General features: G+C 37.4%; 22 protein-coding genes. 12 read left to right on the plus strand and 10 right to left on the minus strand.

Going from position 1 to position 21,191, the window contains the following annotated elements:
• Position 1: 1 nt before the first annotated feature.
• Positions 2-760, minus strand: a complete 759-nt coding sequence (locus BLR36_RS08895; protein WP_093061399.1) for an oxidoreductase — start codon at positions 758-760, stop codon at positions 2-4.
• Positions 761-837: 77 nt separating this feature from the next.
• Between BLR36_RS08895 and BLR36_RS08900 the strand changes: the two genes are divergently transcribed.
• Genes BLR36_RS08900 through BLR36_RS08910 form a run of 3 tightly spaced genes read left to right on the plus strand, consistent with a single transcriptional unit; the run spans position 838 to position 3,676 of the window.
• Complete coding sequence (locus BLR36_RS08900) at positions 838-1,842, plus strand: hypothetical protein (protein WP_093061400.1); 1,005 nt, start codon at positions 838-840, stop codon at positions 1,840-1,842.
• 48 nt (positions 1,843-1,890) lie between these two features.
• The gene (locus BLR36_RS08905; RefSeq protein ID WP_093061401.1) at positions 1,891-2,076 is read left to right on the plus strand and encodes an SE1832 family protein; all 186 of its coding nucleotides are present in this window, start codon (positions 1,891-1,893) and stop codon (positions 2,074-2,076) included.
• Positions 2,077-2,110: 34 nt separating this feature from the next.
• Positions 2,111-3,676 (plus strand): ABC-F family ATP-binding cassette domain-containing protein, encoded by a 1,566-nt coding sequence (locus tag BLR36_RS08910; RefSeq protein ID WP_093061402.1) that lies wholly within the window; start codon positions 2,111-2,113, stop codon positions 3,674-3,676.
• A 310-nt stretch (positions 3,677-3,986) separates the two neighbouring features.
• On the opposite strand, the gene BLR36_RS08915 is transcribed toward BLR36_RS08910, so the two are convergent.
• From BLR36_RS08915 to BLR36_RS08930, 4 genes are all read right to left on the minus strand, one after another.
• Entirely contained in the window at positions 3,987-4,535 is a 549-nt protein-coding gene (locus tag BLR36_RS08915) for an RNA polymerase sigma factor (RefSeq protein WP_093061403.1), read from the minus strand.
• Between the two features lie 378 nt (positions 4,536-4,913).
• Entirely contained in the window at positions 4,914-5,372 is a 459-nt protein-coding gene (locus BLR36_RS08920; protein WP_093061404.1) for a DIP1984 family protein, read from the minus strand.
• Between the two features lie 115 nt (positions 5,373-5,487).
• Complete coding sequence (locus BLR36_RS08925) at positions 5,488-5,895, minus strand: hypothetical protein (RefSeq protein WP_093061405.1); 408 nt, start codon at positions 5,893-5,895, stop codon at positions 5,488-5,490.
• 147 nt (positions 5,896-6,042) lie between these two features.
• Positions 6,043-7,314, minus strand: a complete 1,272-nt coding sequence (locus BLR36_RS08930; protein ID WP_371326708.1) for a hemolysin family protein — start codon at positions 7,312-7,314, stop codon at positions 6,043-6,045.
• A gap of 176 nt (positions 7,315-7,490) precedes the next feature.
• Here BLR36_RS08930 and BLR36_RS08935 point away from each other — a divergent pair, with 176 nt between their 5' ends.
• Together BLR36_RS08935 and BLR36_RS08940 are read left to right on the plus strand one after the other, a co-directional pair.
• Entirely contained in the window at positions 7,491-8,888 is a 1,398-nt protein-coding gene (locus BLR36_RS08935) for a dipeptidase (protein WP_093061406.1), read from the plus strand.
• Between the two features lie 181 nt (positions 8,889-9,069).
• Positions 9,070-9,837: a hypothetical protein gene (locus BLR36_RS08940; RefSeq protein WP_093061407.1), complete on the plus strand. Its 768-nt coding sequence runs from the start codon at positions 9,070-9,072 to the stop codon at positions 9,835-9,837.
• A gap of 43 nt (positions 9,838-9,880) precedes the next feature.
• Here BLR36_RS08940 and BLR36_RS08945 read toward each other — a convergent pair whose 3' ends face one another.
• On the minus strand, positions 9,881-10,456 hold the full coding sequence (locus tag BLR36_RS08945; protein ID WP_093061408.1) for a nitroreductase family protein: 576 nt from the start codon (positions 10,454-10,456) through the stop codon (positions 9,881-9,883).
• A 140-nt stretch (positions 10,457-10,596) separates the two neighbouring features.
• Here BLR36_RS08945 and BLR36_RS08950 point away from each other — a divergent pair, with 140 nt between their 5' ends.
• Positions 10,597-11,163: a glycerol-3-phosphate acyltransferase gene (locus tag BLR36_RS08950; protein WP_093061409.1), complete on the plus strand. Its 567-nt coding sequence runs from the start codon at positions 10,597-10,599 to the stop codon at positions 11,161-11,163.
• Between the two features lie 111 nt (positions 11,164-11,274).
• Positions 11,275-12,123: a DegV family protein gene (locus BLR36_RS08955; RefSeq protein WP_093061410.1), complete on the plus strand. Its 849-nt coding sequence runs from the start codon at positions 11,275-11,277 to the stop codon at positions 12,121-12,123.
• A 51-nt stretch (positions 12,124-12,174) separates the two neighbouring features.
• On the opposite strand, the gene BLR36_RS08960 is transcribed toward BLR36_RS08955, so the two are convergent.
• Positions 12,175-12,663: an amidase domain-containing protein gene (locus BLR36_RS08960; RefSeq protein ID WP_093061411.1), complete on the minus strand. Its 489-nt coding sequence runs from the start codon at positions 12,661-12,663 to the stop codon at positions 12,175-12,177.
• Positions 12,664-12,779: 116 nt separating this feature from the next.
• Here BLR36_RS08960 and BLR36_RS08965 point away from each other — a divergent pair, with 116 nt between their 5' ends.
• On the plus strand, positions 12,780-13,802 hold the full coding sequence (locus BLR36_RS08965) for a DUF2804 domain-containing protein (protein WP_093061412.1): 1,023 nt from the start codon (positions 12,780-12,782) through the stop codon (positions 13,800-13,802).
• A 228-nt stretch (positions 13,803-14,030) separates the two neighbouring features.
• Here BLR36_RS08965 and BLR36_RS08970 read toward each other — a convergent pair whose 3' ends face one another.
• On the minus strand, positions 14,031-15,071 hold the full coding sequence (locus BLR36_RS08970; RefSeq protein WP_093061413.1) for an NAD(P)/FAD-dependent oxidoreductase: 1,041 nt from the start codon (positions 15,069-15,071) through the stop codon (positions 14,031-14,033).
• A gap of 122 nt (positions 15,072-15,193) precedes the next feature.
• Here BLR36_RS08970 and BLR36_RS08975 point away from each other — a divergent pair, with 122 nt between their 5' ends.
• The 4 genes from BLR36_RS08975 to BLR36_RS08990 are packed head-to-tail and all read left to right on the plus strand — an operon-like array spanning position 15,194 to position 18,971.
• Positions 15,194-15,988, plus strand: a complete 795-nt coding sequence (locus tag BLR36_RS08975; protein ID WP_093061414.1) for an ABC transporter ATP-binding protein — start codon at positions 15,194-15,196, stop codon at positions 15,986-15,988.
• A 1-nt stretch (position 15,989) separates the two neighbouring features.
• Entirely contained in the window at positions 15,990-16,910 is a 921-nt protein-coding gene (locus BLR36_RS08980; protein WP_093061415.1) for an iron-hydroxamate ABC transporter substrate-binding protein, read from the plus strand.
• A 58-nt stretch (positions 16,911-16,968) separates the two neighbouring features.
• A complete protein-coding gene (locus tag BLR36_RS08985; RefSeq protein ID WP_093061536.1) occupies positions 16,969-17,967 on the plus strand; it encodes a FecCD family ABC transporter permease in 999 nt (332 codons plus the stop codon).
• A complete protein-coding gene (locus tag BLR36_RS08990) occupies positions 17,964-18,971 on the plus strand; it encodes a FecCD family ABC transporter permease (RefSeq protein ID WP_093061416.1) in 1,008 nt (335 codons plus the stop codon). Before BLR36_RS08985 ends, BLR36_RS08990 begins: the two co-directional genes overlap by 4 nt.
• 610 nt (positions 18,972-19,581) lie before the next feature.
• Here the strand turns inward: BLR36_RS08990 and BLR36_RS08995 are convergent.
• On the minus strand, positions 19,582-20,325 hold the full coding sequence (locus BLR36_RS08995; protein ID WP_093061417.1) for a glycerophosphodiester phosphodiesterase: 744 nt from the start codon (positions 20,323-20,325) through the stop codon (positions 19,582-19,584).
• A gap of 41 nt (positions 20,326-20,366) precedes the next feature.
• Positions 20,367-21,080 (minus strand): AAA family ATPase, encoded by a 714-nt coding sequence (locus BLR36_RS09000; protein ID WP_093061418.1) that lies wholly within the window; start codon positions 21,078-21,080, stop codon positions 20,367-20,369.
• Positions 21,081-21,191: the final 111 nt, after the last annotated feature.

The raw sequence follows: 21,191 nt of genomic DNA on the forward strand, positions 1-21,191 counted from the left end.
CTTACTCGTTGACTTTTTCTGAATCCACAAAAATATCCTTTCGATCATCCCAATTGAATAATTCTTCTCGAGAAATCGGCTGTTCTTCTATTTTCTCTATAGGCGTAGCGCTCAAAATATCGATTGGTTTATAAATCGTTACGGCTTTTTTTGTATTATATATTGCATAGTGATACATGGCATAAGCAAGCTGCTGCCCTGGAATGGAGCGCATTCTTTTAAACGGTCCGATTAAAAATGGATTTACTAGCTGGAAGATGCCTTCGGATAGGCGCTCCCCTAAGCGAAATTCTCTTCTTTCTCCTGTTAACAAGGAAGGTCTATATATGAAAAGATGCGGTAGTTCCATTTCTATTAGTCCCTCCTCCATCTTGCCCTTTACTCGGCTATAGAAAAAAAGAGATTTTTTATTGGATCCAATTGCAGAAATGACATGAAAATTTGGAATGCCACGTTTTTTTGCTAAAGAAGCAATTCGTAATGGATATTCTAAATCTACTCGCTCAAAGTTCTCTTCTGACTTGGCTTTTTTCATCGTAGTTCCTAAACAGCAAAATAGATCATCCGCAAGTTCTAAATCGTTTTCCTCTAATTTATCAAAATCTTTTACTTGCACGTCTAGTTTGGCATGCTTATAAGTAAAATCTCTTCTGACAATGACGGTAACTGCAGCATACTCTTCACTCTCACATAATTGTTTTACTAAAAATTTTCCAGTAAAACCAGTAGCACCTACTACTATAGCTACTCTTCTAGCCATTTAGCTTTCCCCCTTGTCATAAGCACCTGTCCATTCCCATACACTAAAGAGATAACTTATGGAAAGGAAGATAAAATATGAAACTAGCCTATTTATTGAATACATTACCACATCGCGGACACTATCCGGCAGATCGTGCAGTAGCATTGCTTTCTTCATTAAAACCGACTAACTCCGAAATTTTTGTGCATCATTCTAATACAAGCCTTATTCAATATTTAAAAAAACAACAGATTCAACCTCTTTTATATAGAAATAATGCTCACCTTATCGAAGAAATGAAAGCATTTCAACCAACTTGCATTATGCACGATGGTGGAAATTCAGAAAAAGATCTTATTCGTCGTTTAAAAGCATTCAATTGTACGCTTATTCATTTAGACGACCAGGGTGATGGTGGGGCTTTAGCTGATCTTGTTATTCAATCGCTGTATGAAAATCCAAAGGACGTTACGAAAGAGAACTATGTATTTGGTCCACTTGGATATATTCCAGTCAATGAAGTTATTTATAAAAATAATAACACGATACAGGATCCCCCGCATATAATCGTCTCTTTCCCTCATGAAGATCCCGAGAATTTGACCTATAGGACCTTAAGACATCTTGTACAACTCCACATCCCACTTAAGATTAGCGTATTGGTGGATGAACATTACAAGCATGACATATTTGAATTAAAACGTTTTGCACTTACGCGTAAATCTATACAGATCATTTCTACCTCGGAGCCAGAAACACTGTTACCTAAAAGTGATATTGTAATTACAAGCGGGTCTTATATGCCTTTTCTAGTTGCACAGTTTCATATACCTTGCATCGTTCTTTGTGCACATGAAGAAGAAGTTAACTTTGCATTCCCACAGGAAGGACATGGCTTCGCAAACCTAGGTCTTGGTAGGAAGATCAAACAATCATATCTACAAAATGCGGTGATGGAAATTATCCTGCACAATAACAGAAGAAACGCCTATATACAGAAACAGAGTCGCTTTGACTTTAGTAATAACTTAGAAGAATTAGTAAAACTGATTGAGCAAACGATTACAAGTTCAAAAGAGGAACAAGAAATCGTACGCTAAGTCCTTTTTTATGCTACAATAAATGCAAAATGCTGAAGGTGATTGATAATGACAAAATCACAGCTACAAGCTGAAATTGCAGAGGTAAAATTGGACTATATTAACTTGCAAGGTGATATGGAAAAATTAGAATCAAATGGACACCCTACTCAGGTTGAAAATGCTGAACTGAGACTAGCAAAAATGGAAGAAAAACTTGCAGAACTAAACAAACAGCTCGCGGAATTATTATAATCCGCAGAGCTTTCTTTTTGGAGGAAATAGATATATGAGCTTATTAGTAGAAAATTTAGGACATACATTCGGAGACCGTACCCTTTTCAAGGAAGTTTCATTTCGCTTAGTCGAAGGTGAGCATGTAGGACTTGTAGGTGCCAACGGTGTTGGTAAGTCAACATTGATGAATATATTAACAGGAGAAATCATTCATGACGAAGGCCGAGTAGAATGGTTACCGAACACTCATTATGGATATCTAGATCAGCATACACGTCTGCAATCTGGACGTTCTATGTTTGATACACTGCGAGATGCATTTTTGCCATTGTACAAAAAAGAAGAAGAGTTAAACGAAATTATCGGTAAAATGGCGAATGCAACGCCCGAGGAGCTAGAAGTATTATTAGAGCAAATGGCAGAAATTCAAGATGCTTTGGATGCTGGTGACTTCTATTCTTTAGATATGAAGGTAGAAGAGGTTGCTCGTGGTCTTGGTTTGGATGCTATTGGTCTAGAGCGCCCAGTAGAAGCACTTTCAGGTGGTCAGCGTACAAAAGTATTACTTGCAAAGCTTTTATTAGAAAAGCCAAAAGTATTGTTACTTGATGAGCCTACCAACTATTTAGATGAAGAGCATGTAAACTGGCTTTCCAATTACTTGAAAAACTATCCGCATGCATTCTTATTGATATCCCATGATACAGAGTTCATGAACGGAATTGTCGACGTGATTTTCCACTTGGAATTTTCGAAACTCACTCGATATACTGCGTCCTATGAGAAATTCTTAGAGCTTGCTGAGTTGAATAAACGTCAGCACATCGATGCTTATGAGAAACAACAAGATTTCATTAAGAAACAAGAAGATTTTATCGCCAAAAATAAAGCTCGATACTCAACTACAGGACGAGCAAAATCTCGTCAAAAACAACTGGATCGAATCGAACGAATTGATCGCCCTGAAACGGCGGCAAAACCAGAATTTAGCTTCAAGGAATCTCGTAGCCCTAGTCGTTACGTTGTAGAAGCTGAGCATTTGGAAATCGGATACGATAAAGCGTTACTACCTCCATTGACATTTACGATTGAGCGAGGCGAAAAAATTGCGCTTGTTGGAATGAACGGAATCGGAAAATCGACTTTACTTAAAACAATGCTTGGCAAAATACCTCCTGTCAGCGGCACAGTAACACGTGGTGATTTCTTAACCCCTTGTTATTTCGAACAGGAAGTAAAAGCTGGAGATATTACACCAATTGAAGCAATTTGGGAAACGTACCCAAGCATGGGACAAGCCCAAGTACGCGGTGCCTTAGCTCGTACTGGTCTTAAGAGTGAGCATATCTCCCGTCCGCTATCAAGTTTAAGTGGTGGGGAGCAAGCAAAAGTGCGTTTATGTAAACTAATGATGGAAGAAACGAATTGGTTAATCTTTGATGAGCCGACAAACCATCTGGATATCCATGCAAAAGAAGAGTTAAAGCGTGCGATGAAAGAGTTCAAGGGTACAATCGTGCTAGTCAGCCATGAACCAGAATTTTACGAGGGTCTTGTAACAAAAGTATGGAACGTGGAAGAATGGTTCTCTACTGGTAAAGAAGTTATTAAAGATTAATGGTTATATGAATCCCTTGAGTGATGGCACTCAGGGGATTTTTGAGCATTTAAACAACTCTGCGAGAGTAAATTATCCACGTACGAGAGTATTCACCGCTGTACGAGAGTCTTCTACGTCTATGCGAGAGTATTTACCGTCTCTCCGAGAGTAACCCCAGCTCAACCGAGAGTATTGACGCCGCATCCGAGAGTATTTCATTAATTTACATGAGTTAACTGCTTCTATAGGAAACCTGCAACCCCTACCTTGAACCTAGCTCATCAAAAAAAGCCTCCCGTTATCAAACAAATACGGGAGGCTTCTTCTCTTAAGCTAGCACTAATGATTCTTTTGCAATATCATCATTCATAATTAACTCTTTCAAACGTTGTTTTGCGCGGAATAGTCTAGATTTTACAGTGCCGATTGATACTTTCATCACTTCGGCAATTTCGATTAGAGAAAATTGATGTACATAGAAATACATTACTGTTTTCTGGTATATACCATCCAACTCACTCACTTTGGATCGAATCATCTCACCAACGTCTTCCTTCTCTAATTGCTCCTCAACAGTTAGAACATCTGCAGCAATTAAATCCAGCAAGGAAATATCTAATTGCTCTGGCTGATTTGCTACGTATTTGCTGCGTCTAACCTGTTTGCGATATCTATCACGGAATGTGTTCATACAAATTGTTGTTAACCATGCTTTTACATGATCGACTTGTTTCATATATGATTCATATCGTACGACTTTCACCCAAACCTCTTGCATTAAGTCTTCTGCTTCTGTTTGATTTTTAGTTAGCTTCAAAGATAAATAATATATATAACGGTTATATTCCTCGTAAATTTCTTCTAATTGAACCTGCATGTTAGTTTCCTCCGCTCGGCTTTTCTTGTTAACTCTATAATGCCAAATTTTAACCTTACCCTCTATCGTATTCTCTTTCAGAAAAATTACAAAGGTGTAAGCCAAATTTTAGGAGGACAACAAACTCACATTGGTCCATAGAAAAAAGATAGTAAGATAGCCTAAACTTTTAAAAGTTCCCCTTATCCACCCTCACGAAATGCAAATCAGTACGCGGTAGTTAATTGTCAAAAATAACTTGTACTCATGTAAAAGTACTGGGTATAACTTGTATTAGGAGGACTCGAACCTCAAGGTTACCCCGAAACCTTTACCGTTAGTCCAACTTGAGCAGTTGGCGCTTCGTACTCGCCTTTACATTTCGCTACCAACTTTCGGCTATTCGATTACATTTGTAAGCCAGTTAATTTCTTGAATTTTGGTATCAAGTATTCGATGCTTTTGGGATAATTCATCCACATAATTCTGCGTTTCTCTTACATTGATAGTGGAGACATATTTTATCTCTGTTCTAGAATATCTATCATGAGGAATAGCAGCTGCTTCCAGTAAAGCACTATATATTTTTCTTTCCTGACTAAGCAGATCACGTTCCGTTAAAGCATCAGCTACAGATTGACTATCATTAAATGCCGTCTGTAAATTTGTACGATTAATATTTTTTATTAGTTTTTTTAAATCACTTAATAGTTGATTCAGTTCTTTTATTAATACTTTTGGGTCTTCGTTTGGAGTCTCCCCTTCTTGTATTTTAGCATTTTGAAGTAAACGATTTCTCAAATGTTCTATTCGCTTTTGGTAATCGGATCTTAATATTAGAGCTTCTGCTAACTTCATACATATCCCTCCTGTACTGAATTATTCGCTTTATGTTAATGTAATTCCTTCTTTTTAGGTAAAAAATAGGAATTTACTATAAATTACACCATGAGAATTTTAAACGAACACTCCATTAAATAGAATTCTCAATAGTTTTAACCAATTCATTTACGATGTCTCTAGGTACATTTCTTCCTTTTCCATGAAAGATTTTATCTTGGTAAATTATTATCGGTGCACTTGGATAATGTCCTTTAAGGACAACGTTTAACCCAAGCAAAGATTCTTCAGATGGTAGATATTCTAATTCTAAAGAACCATTCAGCTGTTTAAGAAGAACAATTATTCTCTCTATATCACCTTCATCTTCTATTATAATTATTGGTTCATTATCAATCCCTACAACTTCTAAATATTCAATTTCAGAAGAATTTAGTAATTCTTCGTAAATCACCATTTCTTTTTCATTACCAAATACTATAAAAAGAAATAAACCTATTGTAAAAATTCCTATTAAGTATATCCACTTTTTACTTTTCATTTAAATCCCCCTAATGCCTGCTTTAACAATTCTGCCCCCTGTGAATCATTATCAATAAAAAAACAGACTGTTAATTTGTATGTTAATTAACAGTCTGCTTGTGTGTTTAATAAGTGTTTTGTACCATTCAAGTGAACGGATTAAATTTTAATCCTCTTGTTTTTCCGGTTCTATTTCAGTTGTTTCTTCTCTTTTTGTAATAGTCAATTTTACTATTCGACTGCGATCCATTTCATTGATTTCGACCATTAAATCTTCATAGGCGAATTGTTCGTTCTCTTCTGGTACATGCCCCAACTGATCTAAGACAAAGCCACCTATTGTTTCATTTTCATTGACAATAGCAACGTGGAATAGCGAATTGACTTCTTCGATTTCCATTCTACCTGCACAGACTAGTCGGTTTTCCGTCATCTCATGCACAAGAATTTCTTCGTCCACATCGGTTTCATCTTCTATTTCCTGCCCAATCATTTCTTCTATTAAATCTTCATGCGTGACAATCCCAAGTGTTCCTCCATATTCATCCAACACAATGGCCATATGCTTTTTATGGGTCAGCATTAGTTTAAATACTTTTTCCACACTGAGGGTTTGTACAACGAATAATGGTTCTTTGTCGATAAAAGTGTCGAGCTCAATAGATGTATCCATGGACCACTCGATAAACTTTTTCGAGTAAAACATTCCGACAATTGTATCTAAGCTATCATCGTAAACTGGATATCTAGTATAATGATGCTCCAGGATGGTATCACGAACCTCTTCGTATGTAGCTTCTATCGGGATACCTACTACTTCCGTTCTATGTGTAGACAAAACATCCGAAACATCCTTATTTGGAAAATCGAGCATCCCTTTTATTCGTTCAGATTCTTCGTCTTCAAACGTTCCGTCCGTTGAAGCAAGATCAACCATGGAAAGCAGCTCTTCTTTTGTAATTGTCGTTTCTGTTATAGCACCTTTTGAACCAATTCGAATAAATAAATTTGTAATTTCAGCTATAAATGCTGTAAGTGGTCGCAAAATGATGACAAGTAAGCGTATAAATGGAGAAACTACATATACAACACGATCCGAGAAGGTTGCGGCAATCGTCTTAGGAAGTACTTCACAAAATAAAATAATAAACGCTGTTAAAATGGCAATAGACCAACCAATATGCCATTCAAAATGTTCTGCGATTAATATTAAGATTACGGCCATACCAATATTAGCTATTGTATTTCCTACTAAGATGGTTATAATCATTCGGTCCGGCTTTGAAAGTAGGGATAGTATTTTCTCTGATTCTTCGTCTCCCTGTTCTGCTCTAAGCTGGACCTTCATCCTATTAACTGTCATTAACGCTGTTTCACTACCTGATAAAAAAAGGGATACAAGTACCGAAATAGCAAATAGTACAAATTCTATGTACAAAATTGTTGCCTCCTGTGGGTATTAATATACGTTCCATATGTTTTCTTATAACTATATCATATTGTGATTTTAGTTGTCACAAAACTAATATCAACCCTGACTAAATACCTCTAATATGCACAAAACTTATGCTATACTATTTCTATTCACGAAATTTTTTGAAAAGAGGGATTGTAATGAGTCAACTAACTACATTAGACCATTATTTCACAGAAAAAAGAGAAGAACATTTAGAAGAACTAAAACAGTTTTTACGTATCCCAAGTATTTCTTCTTTATCGGAACATAAAGAGGATATGCAAAAAGGTGCCCAGTGGCTTGCTGATTCATTAACAAAAGCAGGACTAGAAAATGTCGTAGTCGATAAAACTAGCGGACACCCGGTTGTCTATGCGGATTGGTTACATGCAGAAGACAAACCCACAATGCTTATATACGGACATTATGATGTTCAACCAGTCGATCCTCTAAATCTTTGGGATAGCGAACCTTTTGAACCACAAGTAAGAGACAATAAATTATATGCTCGTGGATCAAGTGATGATAAAGGGCAAGTATTTATGCATGTTAAAGCTATTGAGGCACTCCTACAATCAAACAAATCCTTACCAGTAAATGTTAAGTTTTTAATTGAAGGAGAAGAAGAAGTTGGTAGCCCTAATTTAGAAGAGTATATTGAAGATAATAAAACAAAGCTCGCTGCAGATGTTATTGTGATTTCCGATACAGGTATGCAAGGCCCTGGTCAACCGGCAGTTTGCTATGGTTTACGTGGACTATGCGGCGTTCAAATTGATGTAAAAGGCGCTAAAGGCGATCTTCACTCTGGCCTTTATGGAGGTGGGGTACAAAACTCCATTCATGCATTAGTTTCTATATTAGAATCCTTCCGTGATGCAGAGGGAACGATTGAAGTAGAAGGCTTCTATGACAATGTACGTCCTTTATCGGACGAAGAAAGAGAAGCTTATGCCTCCCTTGGCTTCGATGAAGATGAATTGAAAGCAGAAGTTGGAGTCGAAGAATTATTCGGCGAAAAAGGCTTCACACATTTAGAACGCGTTTGGGCACGCCCAACTTTAGAAATCAATGGTGTCTTCGGAGGATTCTCAGGTGAAGGTATTAAAACTGTACTTCCAAGTGAAGCCGGTGCAAAAATCACTTGCCGCTTAGTACCTGATCAAGATCCAGATGAAATTGTTGCTAAACTAAGGGCTCATATTGAAAAGAACAAGCCAGTTGGAGTAACTGTAACACTTACGGAATTTGATAAGGGTAAACCATTCATCACTCCTTTTGATCACCCTGCTATTCAAGCAGCTGGTCGCAGTTATGAAAAAGTTTATAACGTTCCTACAGCATATACTCGTGGTGGCGGTTCTATTCCAATTGTTGCTGCATTTGACGAAATTCTTGGGCTTCCGGTTGTATTAATGGGCTTTGGACTATCTACAGAAAATTTCCATGCACCTAACGAGCATTTCCATTTGGAAAACTTTGACCAAGGTCTTCGTGTAATTAGTGATTACTATTTCGAATTAGCAGAGCTTTCAAAAGAAGATTTGAAGAAGTAATTACTGAAACACATGGGTTTTCTAATCCATGTGTTTTTTACTATCTGTTTAGCTCTAGCGCTTAGTCCCTCAAGTCGCTTCAGGATTTCAGTAAAGGCAAAGTACGCCTTTATCTGAAATCCTCCCAGCGCTTGTCGGAGCTTGCATAGGCGCTTGTGCTTTTCTTAACTAGGAGGAATACATGGATACGACAGGTGTTAGTTTTGTTTCTCGTAAGCTAATAGTGACCTTTGTTACAGCAATACTTGTGGCTATGATTATGAGCCTTTTCAATGTGGATTTGACTATTTATGAGCAGGGTAATCATTTTGTAGGCTGGACTTTCGTTTTCTTTCTGTATGCAGGAGCAATAATACTAGTATACGGAAATATTATTTCAATTGGAGTCGAGTTATTACAAAGAAAATATTTTGCTCGTCACAAATGGTTATATGTAGTTATCCTCGGACTTTTGGGAGCATTGTTCGGCATTTTTTATGAGGAAAGACTTTTAGCTGTTTTTGGTTTTTTTAGTGCTGTCTTTTTTGCTTTTTTAGACTTATGGTTGATCAGAAGTAGTTTTAAAACGAAGCAATTATTCTTCCTAATTTTGTCCCCTATGCTTACCTTGTTATGCCTTTGGTTGTATTTACAATTAATGTCTCCTCCTCTCCCTCCTTTTACACAGGAAGATGCAGTTACGTTTGCAACTTCAGGGGAAGGAACGATGATTAGCGAGTTTCCGAAAGAAGTAGGAACATGGACGGGAACAATTGGAGATTATGAAGTAAAAAGGGAAACAAGCGTAAGTTCCATTGATGATGAAGAGTATATAGTAACCTTTACTGAGGAATGGAAAAGAGGAGAAATTTTAGGTAGCTCTCTTACTTCATATATTGTAGATCGAAATTCTATGACAATCAATAAATCAGAAGGTAACTCTCCCCCATATTATGTTAAGAAACCATAAAAAATCGAGTGAGAGACTGATATCTCTTACTCGATTTTTTTAGTTATTCTTTTTTCTCAAAAATAGTTACTAGGTCTTCTACACCTTTACGGTCTTTTGGTTTTGGCATTTCATCAAAGTAGCCGACTTGCAGCATGCTGATAATGCGTTCACCTGATTGAACTCCGAGCTCTTTGCGGAACAATGGGTTATCTAAAAACCCTGGAGTTTTCCAGCAAGACCCGATTCCTCTGTCCCAAGCCAATAATTGAATATTTTGTACTAGCATACTTGCTGCTGCATAATCCTCTAAACGTTCCTTTTGACGAGCATCCTCCGGGACCACAACAAATACATATCCGCCGGGATTCGTAAATTTCTTCATTTGTTTTTCTAGGTCCTCTTCCGAAAGCTCTTTCCATTTGGGAATGGTAAATTCCTTTAACACGCTATATAAATCATCTAATTCTTTTCCACACGCCACGATAAATCTCCAAGGCTGTCTTAATTGATGGTTAGGTGCCCATACTGCGTCATCTAAAATGTTTAACAGTATTTCTCTTTCTACGGGCTGTCCGTTAAATAATTTAATTGACCTTCTTTGAATTATTGCATCGCGTACCGTTAGTGAATGCATCATTAATTAGTTCATTCTCCCTTTTACAATTGAATTATTTCCTCTATCATACCAATTTAATCATTTATTAGAAAGTGTAGTGTATTATAAAATGAAAGGTTCAATATTACCCATCTTTTACTCACATACATTGAGGTGACAGCATGCTACTCTATTGGTTGTTTAGTTATATAATCGGTAACTTCCTTACTGCTTGGTGGATCGGTAAATGGAAAAAAACTGACTTAAGAAAAGAAAGAAGTGGCAATTTAGGTGCAAGAAATGCTGGTGCAGTACTTGGAAAATCTGCATTTTTTCTTACCTTTTTAGGTGATGCCTTAAAAGGTGTTAGTGTAATTTATATCGGCTTTTATTTTCAATATTCTTTAGAGTTTATTGCTATAGCAGGTGGAGCGGTAATTTTAGGACATCTTTTTCCGTTTTGGTTAAAAGGAAAAGGCGGGAAAGGTATTGCTACATTCATCGGCGTAGCTGCAGCAATAGAACCTACATTGTTCGCTATATTGGTCATTTGTTTTATCATTATAATGGCGCTGCTTAGAAGTGCAACTTTAAGTATGACCATTGCATTTAGTGCATATGCTATTTTAACTTGGATAATACCTGAATTCGCTTCTCTTTGGCCACTTTCCATAGCAATTCTTATTATTCTAGTCCGTCACCGGTTAGATACTGTGGAATCATGGGGTAAGAGATGGTGGAAAAAGTAACTATAACATTATTAAATTTATAATTGATTTCCTCTATAATAAGGATACATTAAGTCTTAATATGATATAATTACTATCATTTAAATAATAAATTAGATAGGATGTCAGAAGATGACTTTGAAAAAGATTGCGTGGTTAGTCGACAGTAGTGCATATATAAGCAATACATTAAAAGATCACCCAGATGTATATGTTATTCCTCTTAATATTCATTTTGGTTTAGAACAATTTGTAGATGGCGTTGATTTAACACCCGATCAATTATACGATCGACTTCGCAATGGAACAGAAGCCGCTAAAACCTCTCAGCCTTCTGCTGGTGAATTTGCTATGTTATATGAAAAACTGAGTAAAGAATATGATTCTATTATTGCAATTCACGTTTCTAAAAGTCTTAGTGGAACACTCTCTTCCTCTATCAGTGGTGCTGAAATTGCGCAAATCCAAGTAGAATTTATTGATTCTTTTTCGTTATCAGCAGGTATTACAGGGTTAGTAGAAAAAGGGCTGCAATTACAAGAAGCAGGCCAATCATATCAGGATATTGCAACTGAATTAAGAGATATGACCTCGAAGTTCCGCAACTATATCTTAATAGGCAACTTAACCCAACTGTATAAAGGTGGTAGACTGAGTAGTGCTCAATTCTATTTGGGGAGCCTACTTAAAATAAAACCAATTATTCAGATCAATACGGAGGGCGAGCTTAAGGAACTAGATAAGGTTCGGTCTCATAAAAAAGCAATCCAGTACCTGATCAATAAGGCAGTTGAAGCTGCTGAAAAGGATGGTTTAAAGCATGTGTACATAATGCATGCTAACGCAGAGCAACAGGCAACAGACTTAAAACTAGCCATTTTACAACAAGCTCCAAATTTACAGTTCACTATTGGTGAAATTAGCACATCCCTTGCAGTACATGCTGGCGAGGATACAATTGCCTTGCTTTGGTATTTGTAAAACTTAAAAAAAAGACTTCCAAATACACTTTCGGAAGTCTTTTTGTGTTTTTTAAAAATTATCTTTTACATGGAAAAATATATACTTTGTTCTTGGTGTATGTGCATAGGAATCCTCGTAACTCCAATAACGATTACGGCTATTATTCGTATGTGCATTTACATAAGGAACACCATCCTGAACACTTGTTACGATAGTCGAGTGATCGAATCTACCATCACCTTGGAAATCATAAAAAATTAAATCACCTGGGATTAACTGGTCAGGTGAACTAACTTGTGTTGCCTGCAGACCTTTTGTAGAGCCCGCTAAGTACCAGCGTAATGAATGAGGCGTGCTCCAGCTCAGACTCCACGTTTCGCTGCTCAACCACCACCCTCGCTCCCTGTTTGGCTGACCTCTCATAGGGGCTCCCCCCGCAAACAAGCATTGCGAAATGAAATTTGTACAGTCCACATCGAATATCGGAAACCTTGGATTATAACTGTTCCACCATTTTTGCGCATAGGCTACTGCCTTCTCTCGATTGTATGTTGCCAATTTTCATCCTCCCTCTATTTTGTTTATATGATTAAACAGAAAATATATGCTAGTATGGATACAATGAAAAAATTTATTTTTTTTGGCAAATTACTTTTTAGAAAGGAAGATGGTCAGTGAGACAGCATGCAGAAAAAGAAATTTCAGTGCCCACTTTACTTTGCGATAAAAAAGGTAATTTGAATCCTAAAGCAATTGGATACGCAAAGAAGCCATTGATTGAAAGTAATTTGAAGGGTCACTATATGCGTAAGAAAAAGTGGAATTACTGGTGTGTTTTTGGAGATGATATTCTTTTCTCTGCCACTATTAGTCATTTAGATTACGCAGCGGTATGCTTTGTCTATTTCCTTAACTATGAAACGCAACGCTACGTTGAAAAGACAGTTACGATTCCCCTAGGAAATAAATTAAAAATGCCCACTAATATTTTGGAAAGTATACATCTTCATTCCAAAGAAATGTCTATCCAATTACTTTATATACAAAACGAAACGCATATGACTGTAACTATCCCAGATTTTGATGGTGATTTGTTACATGCAGATTTACATATAGCTCATCCAGTTGAAGATGAATCCTTGAATGTAGTAATTCCATGGAGTCGGACGCAATTCCAATTTACAGGGAAGCACCACATATTGCCTACATCTGGCTTTGTGAAAGTCGGTGATTCTCGCTATACCTTCCAACAAGAAGACAATTTTGCGGTGCTCGATTATGGTAGAGGTGTATGGCCAAGAGAAGCTCTCTGGAACTGGGGCTTCGCATCTCAACGAGTCGGCTCTAAAAGAATCGGATTGAACTTTGGCGGGAAATGGACAGATGGCACTGGTATGACCGAAAATGCGATTTTCATTGATGGCAAAATGACAAAAATCCACGAAGATTTATTATTTACTTATGATACGAATGATTTTATGAAGCCCTGGAAGGTTAAAACTAAATTTTCCGATGAAGTGAATATGACATTCACCCCATTTTTTCACCGCATTGCGAAAACTGATCTGAAACTACTCTTCTCCGAGGTTCACCAGATGATTGGTTATTTTAATGGCAAAATTCAGCTAGAAAATGGCCCTACCCTGGAGGTAAAGCAATTATTAGGGTGTATTGAAGAACATAAAGCTAAATGGTAATACCTGAATCGAGGGTTGTGACTAGTGTCATGATCCTCTTTTTTTTGTGCCTATGGTGGATTTTCTAGTTTAGTTGGAATTTTGAGTAGGTTAGTTGGAATTTCGCACAGTTTAGTTGAAATAATTGAGCTGTTAGTTGGAATAGTAAATTTTCCCCACAAAAAAAGTTATCTCCTAGCCATACTTAGAGACAACTCTTTAAATTGGGTGGATAACTTTAAGCAATTATTATACAAGTTGCTTCACTAATTTTTTATTTCGTTCTTTAAACACTTCGTTGTGCGAAGAGACCATTGCAAATTTATTTGCATCTGGTTGGATATACTGCTTAGCCTGATTGACTGCATTTGCAGCATCCTGGAAGGTGCCTGCTATTAAGTTTACTTTGCCTGGATATTGAATAATGTCCCCTGCTGCATAAATTCCAGCAACTGATGATTCACATGAGCTAGTCCCCTTCACATAAAAATCATCTGCAATATCAATAGCTATTTTACTATTTTTCAGTAGCTCTGCATCCTGATCGTAGCCATGATTGATAATTACCTCATCGACTTCAATACGTGTAATATCTCCTGTTTCATCATTTAAAACAGCAACTTTTTCTATCATTTCATGATTTTTACTAGCAATTAATTTTGTAATCTTAGTATTGAAGAAGCATGTTACTGAACTCTTTAATAATTGAGTTACCTGTGCTTCATGACCGTTTAATGCATCTTTTCGATAAGTGACATACACTTTTTTCGCGATAGGCTCCAGTTCATTGGCCCAATCAATTGCTGCATTCCCTCCACCTGAAATAAGAACTGTCTTATCCTTAAAACGCTGAATGGATTTTACCGTATAGTTTAAATTGCTTACCTCGAAACGTTCGGCTCCTTCTATCTCAAGCTTCGTTGGCTTTAAAATCCCACTACCTACTGCAATAATAATAGTTTTCGAATAATGTTCAGCACCAGAAGCAGTATGCAAAACAAAAATTCCATCCTCTCGGCGAGTAATCGTTTCAACCTTCTCATTCACTACCACTTCAGGTTCAAATGTTAGACCTTGTTGTACTAATTGATCAATTAAACGCTCTCCTGAAATCGGGGTCTGGCCACCTACGTCCCAGATCATCTTCTCTGGATACACATGTAACTTGCCACCTAGTTGAGGCTGAAACTCAATTATCTTCACTTTCATTTCCCTTAAACCACTATAAAAGGCTGAATATAAACCTGCCGGACCACCACCAATAATCGTTACATCCAATATATTTTGCATTTTTATTCTCCCACCCTAAAAATTATTTGTTGACATCAGTTGAATAATTAAATATAGTTGCTAATATGATAATGATAATCGTTATCAATTAATTAAGCAACATTTAGTTTGGAGGTATTCAAATGGTTCGTTTATATACAGACGATTTATCTATTGGCTATGGTGAGCAGCTCATCATAAAGGATTTGTCTGTGCAAATACCAAACCAGAAAATCACTACAATCATCGGACCAAACGGTTGTGGGAAGTCCACTCTTCTCAAAGCAATTACCCGAATTATTTCACATCAGTCTGGTGCAGTCGTATTAGATGGAAAAAATGTTGCAAAGGAAAACACTAAAATTCTTGCAAAAAAAATGGCCATTTTACCTCAAACACCTGAGAGTGCAAGCGGCCTAACTGTCGGAGAATTAGTATCGTATGGACGTTTTCCCTATCAAACTGGATTTGGAAGACTTTCTAAAAAGGATTATGAAGTGATAGATTGGGCACTTCAAATGACCAATACTAGCAGTTTTAAGTATTTGCCTGTCGATTCTCTTTCCGGTGGTCAACGGCAGCGCGTGTGGATAGCTATGGCTCTTGCACAGGAAACAGAGATTATATTTCTTGATGAGCCCACCACCTATTTAGATATGGCACATCAGTTAGAAGTTCTTGAGCTTTTGCAGCAACTAAACAAAGAGGAAAAACGAACGATTGTAATGGTTTTACATGATTTAAACCAAGCAGCTCGATTTGCCGACTATATCGTTGCCTTAAAGGCTGGACATATTGTGAAAGCTGGGTCCTGCGAGGAAGTTATAACAAAAGAGGTTTTACGTGGTGTCTTTAATATAGATGCTGAAATTGGGATAGATCCACGAACAGGTAAGCCAATGTGTATATCATATGATTTATTTAAAGGAGAAAAATAAAATGAAAAAATTAATTTTGCCAGTTCTAATATTATTTGTACTAATACTAGGTGCATGTAATAGTGAATCTGTCACAACAAAAGAAAATGAAACGAAAGAAGATCCAACGACTATTACATATGAATCAGAAAGTGGACCAATAGAAGTACCTGCAGATCCTCAAAGAGTTGTCGTCTTATCTTCATTTGCAGGAAACGTTGCTGCACTTGACGTAAACTTAGTCGGAGCAGATTCTTGGTCAAAGTCTAATCCAGGATATGATTCATTCTTAGCTGATGTTGAGGAAGTATCAGAAGAAAATTTAGAGAAAATTATTGAGCTGAACCCTGATTTAATCATTGCTCTTTCAACCGTTCAAAACTTGGATAAAATAAAAGAAATTGCACCAACAGTAACATACACTTACGGAAAAGTAGATTATTTGACCCAGCATTTAGAAATAGGAAAACTACTAAATAAAGAACAAGAAGCACAAGCATGGATTGATGATTTCAAAAAACGTTCATCCGTGGCTGGAGAAGAAATTAAAGCAGTCATTGGTGAAGATGCAACAGTTTCAGTTATCGAAAACTTTGACAAACAATTATATGTATTTGGTAATAATTGGGGGCGCGGAACTGAAGTTCTTTACCAAGCAATGGGGTTAAAAATGCCTGATAAAGTAAAAGAAATGGCTTTAGAGGCTGGTTATTATGCTTTATCTTTAGAGGTTCTTCCTGAGTTTGCAGGTGACTATGTCATCCTAAGTAAAGTAGCAGATCAAGATAATTCATTCCAAGAGACAGATGTATTTAAAAATATTCCTGCCGTTCAAAATGGACAATTGTTTGAAGCGAATGCTGAAAAATTTTATTTTAATGACCCTATTTCATTAGATTATCAATTAGAGTTCTTTAAAGAAAGCTTCTTAAACAGCAAGTAATTATAGTGGAGGAATTCTAATGGGATTCCTCCGCTATTTTTGTAGAAAGGATACGACGATGAAAACCTCTATTCAATTTAGTTTGAAATTTGTTATTGGACTTATTTTTTTGTTTGTAATGTTCGGTATTTCCATGGTTTATGGGGCTGCTTCCACCTCTTTACAAGATGTATGGCAGGCACTTTTTTCTAACGTAAAAAGTGATTCTATTAATATTTTACGAGAGCTGCGATTGCCTAGAGAGGTCGCTGCTATATTGGTTGGCGCTGCTCTAGCTGTAGCTGGTGCAATTATGCAAGGCGTAACACGCAACCCCCTTGCCGATCCCGGTTTACTAGGTTTAACTTCAGGAGCGAACGCAGCACTAGCTATAAGTCTTGCACTAATTCCTGGAATCAATTATTTCGGTATTACTATTGCCTGCTTTATAGGTGCTGCAGTTGGAGCAGTCATGGTATTTGGGATTGGTGCGATGAAAAAAGGTGGGTTTTCTCCACTTCGAATTGTACTAGCAGGTGCTGCGGTCTCTGCTTTTTTGTATGCAATTGCAGACGGTGTTGGAATCTATTTTAAGATTTCCAAGGATGTCTCCATGTGGACAGCTGGTGGGTTAATAGGAACCTCCTGGAGCCAGCTCCAGATGATTAGTCCTTTTATAGCATTGGGTATCATTGTAGCTCTTATATTATCTAGACAGTTAACTATTTTAAGTTTAAACGAAGAAGTAGCTGTCGGACTTGGACAAAAAACAACTCAAACAAAAACATTTTTATTTGTAGTCGTTATATTACTTGCCGGTGCCTCAGTCGCACTTGTAGGGAATATGGCATTTGTCGGTTTAATGGTCCCTCATATTGTTCGAGCAATTGTCGGTACGGATTACCGACTGATCATCCCGATGTCGGTTATTGCAGGAGCTATCCTTATGCTTCTTGCAGATACAATTGGACGAACTATTAATATTCCATATGAGACACCAGTGGCGGCAATCATTGCTATTATGGGATTACCTTTCTTTTTAGTGATCGTTCGTAAAGGAGGTCGTGTATTTCAATGATTCATCGTCAGCAAGTTAAAAAACAACGGATACTTTTGATTGTTTTATTGTCATTGATTATCATTACTGCCTTTGTGAGTGCAGGAATTGGATATTCCACCCTATCCTTTAATCGACTTTTACCAACTTTTTTAGGTCAAGGAACATTTAAAGAAGAGTTTGTTTTATTTTCCGTTCGTTTACCAAGAATTATCATTACGATTCTTGCAGGAATGGCATTAGCGCTGTCTGGTTCTATTTTGCAAAGTATCACTCGAAATGATTTAGCGGATCCAGGAATTATTGGGATTAACTCTGGAGCAGGAGCGGCGGTTTCCATTTTCTTTTTATTTATGCCCATACAACCTGGTTCCTTCGTGTACCTACTTCCCATTGTGGCATTTGTTGGTGCTTTAATTACTGCCTTTTTCATCTACATTCTTTCATATAACCGGGAAGTTGGGTTACAGCCGGTTCGATTAGTATTGGTTGGTGTTGGTTTCTCTATGGCTCTTTCAGGTTTGATGATTGTCTTTATATCATCTGCTGATCGCCAAAAAGTAGATTTCATTGCCAACTGGATGGTCGGTAATATTTGGGGAGCAGATTGGCCATTTATCTTAGCTCTTTTACCATGGCTCATCATACTTTTTCCATTTACCTTATATAAGGCAAATAAATTAAACTTACTCAATTTAAATGAACCAGTTGCAATTGGATTAGGGGTAGCAATTGAGAAGGAACGGATTATCCTCCTATTAACTGCTGTTGCCCTTGCAGCATCAGCAGTGTCAGTAACGGGGGGAATTGCTTTTATAGGGTTGATGGCCCCTCATATCGCTAAATCATTAGTAGGACCACGCCATCAATTGTTCATCCCTATCTCGATCCTTATCGGTGGATGGTTATTACTTTTCGCCGACACAATCGGTCGAAACGTTGTCGAACCGAATGGAATTCCTGCGGGGGTAGTAGTTGCACTAATAGGTGCACCTTACTTTATGTATTTGTTGATGAAGAAGTAACTTTAAAAAAGGACTACGATTTTTCGTAGTCCTTTTTCTTAAATGATAATGAATTATTAATGCCACTGATTTTCGTTTCAGGTGGACGCTTTCCGCGGGGTGAGCGATGAACCATCACCGCCCCTACGGGTACGATGTGATGTTTCATCTGTCTCACTCATCCCGCAGGAGTCGCCACCTTCCACTACAATCAATTCATGTGTAGTACTGTATTTAAAGATTTGCCAAAGCGTATCCCTTGAACAATAAAATTAGTCAAAGTTAAAGAACGGATAAAATTATTTGTAACCGCTATTGAATTAGTAATTCCGTTATTCAGCGATAAGATGAAGGAAGTAAAAATTCTTTACAGGAGTCCATTTCATCCTTGCTTGCATAGTTAGTGAGAATTTTGTTCAATTATCTTTTTAGTTCAAGTGGACTTTGTTGATTGGAGCGCAAGGCGGCGACTCCAGTGGGAACAGCGCGTGCTGAAAGCCCCGCAGGAAAGACATTGGCCGAACTTTGTTTGGCCAATGTCTTTGCGACGAGTAACCGCAGGAGCATATGTTTTCGAAGTGACGAGGAGATTGAAGCCGTGCCCACGGAAAGCGTCCGCCTGTAGCGGAAATCAACGGCGTTCCCCCGATTTTTCTTGTGAATGAAGGTATTTCCACATTTTCTCTGGGTAGTCTGTGAAAATAGCATCCACCCCAACTTGTTTTAGCAAATCAGCATATTTCTCTTCATTGACAGTAAAAGTACGAACTTTTTTGCCACTGGCAATGGCCTCCGCTCCCATCTGCCTTAGAGCAGCCGGGAAAAAAACATGTAATGCATCTGCTCCCACCAGTTCTGCGTATTTGTGCGGCTCTATCATCACTTCCATAAAGAGAATAGCAGTTTCAATAGGAGGTGCCATTTGTTTGAATTTCCTAACCATCTCATGGTTAAACGAAGAGATTACGACACGTGGTTCTAGTCGGTAATCTGTTAACATTTGCAATACCGCTTGCTCCATCCCTTCATAAGGGAAAATATCTGATTTTAGCTCTATGTTTAGATGGTGATCTGTGTCTTTAAATACATACAACACTTCTCGTAACGTTGGAATTGTTTGCTGTTTAAACTTAGGGGAGAACCAAGAACCAAAGTCAAATTCCTTCAATTCAGCTAACGTCATATCTTTGATAAAACCTGTTCCATTGGATGTCCGATCGATCGTCTCGTCGTGAATAACAACCAATTCCTGATCTTTCGTCATATGAACATCAAATTCAACGCCGTGCACAGGTAATTTTGCGGCTTCCTTAAAAGCTGCGAGTGTATTTTCTGGATGTGTACCTGAAGAACCTCTATGGGCATAAATTTTCATAAAGCTTACCTCCTTGTACCATTAATGACTCCATTATACTTCTAATCCTGTTCTAAAATCTCTTGTAAAAACCTTTCTCTATTCTGTAAAAAATATTTTGTTAGTTGAAAATGATCTGTTTCCTCATACTCTACCTCTTTAATTTCCCCATCATCAAAACTTAGAATGGTGGCATCTGGGTAGCCTAATAGGATCGGAGAGTGCGTAGCAATAATAAATTGACTATCGTCTTCTTGCACTAAATCATGTAAAATCCTTAAAAATGCTAACTGACGCGAGGGCGATAGAGCAGCTTCCGGTTCATCTAACAAATAAATTCCTCTCCCTCTAAACCTATTTGAAAAAAGAGAGAAAAATGCTTCTCCATGAGACTGATGATGTAAGGACTTTCCACCGTAAGGACCTGTTCCCATTGTGTCGATATGAGATGCGAAACTATAAAAGGATTCTGCTCGGAGAAAGAAACCATTTGTTACTTTCGGTAACCAGGATAGTTTAATATAGTCGCCAAGTGCTGACTCCGATGCATCTACTTCGTAAAAATTGTTCCTTCCCCCTCCTGCTGTATTAAATTCACATTTATCTGCAATGGCTTCTAACAAAGTAGATTTTCCGGAACCATTTTCTCCAACGAAAAAAGTAACTTTGCTTTGTAAGTCGATTTGTTTTAAATTTTGGATAGAAGGGATAGAAAATGGATACTGATTAAAAGATGAAATATTTTCTCGCTCGAGTACTATTCTTTTTAAAAACAAGCATATCACCTACGATTCACTTTTCTTTATTGTACCATTTTTCTATGATGGATTATTCGGATTTCATGCTATCGTATACTTATCTAATAGCTTGAAAGATTCTATAAACCT

The sequence above is a fragment of the Psychrobacillus sp. OK028 genome (assembly GCF_900103605.1).
Lineage (GTDB): Bacteria > Bacillota > Bacilli > Bacillales_A > Planococcaceae > Psychrobacillus.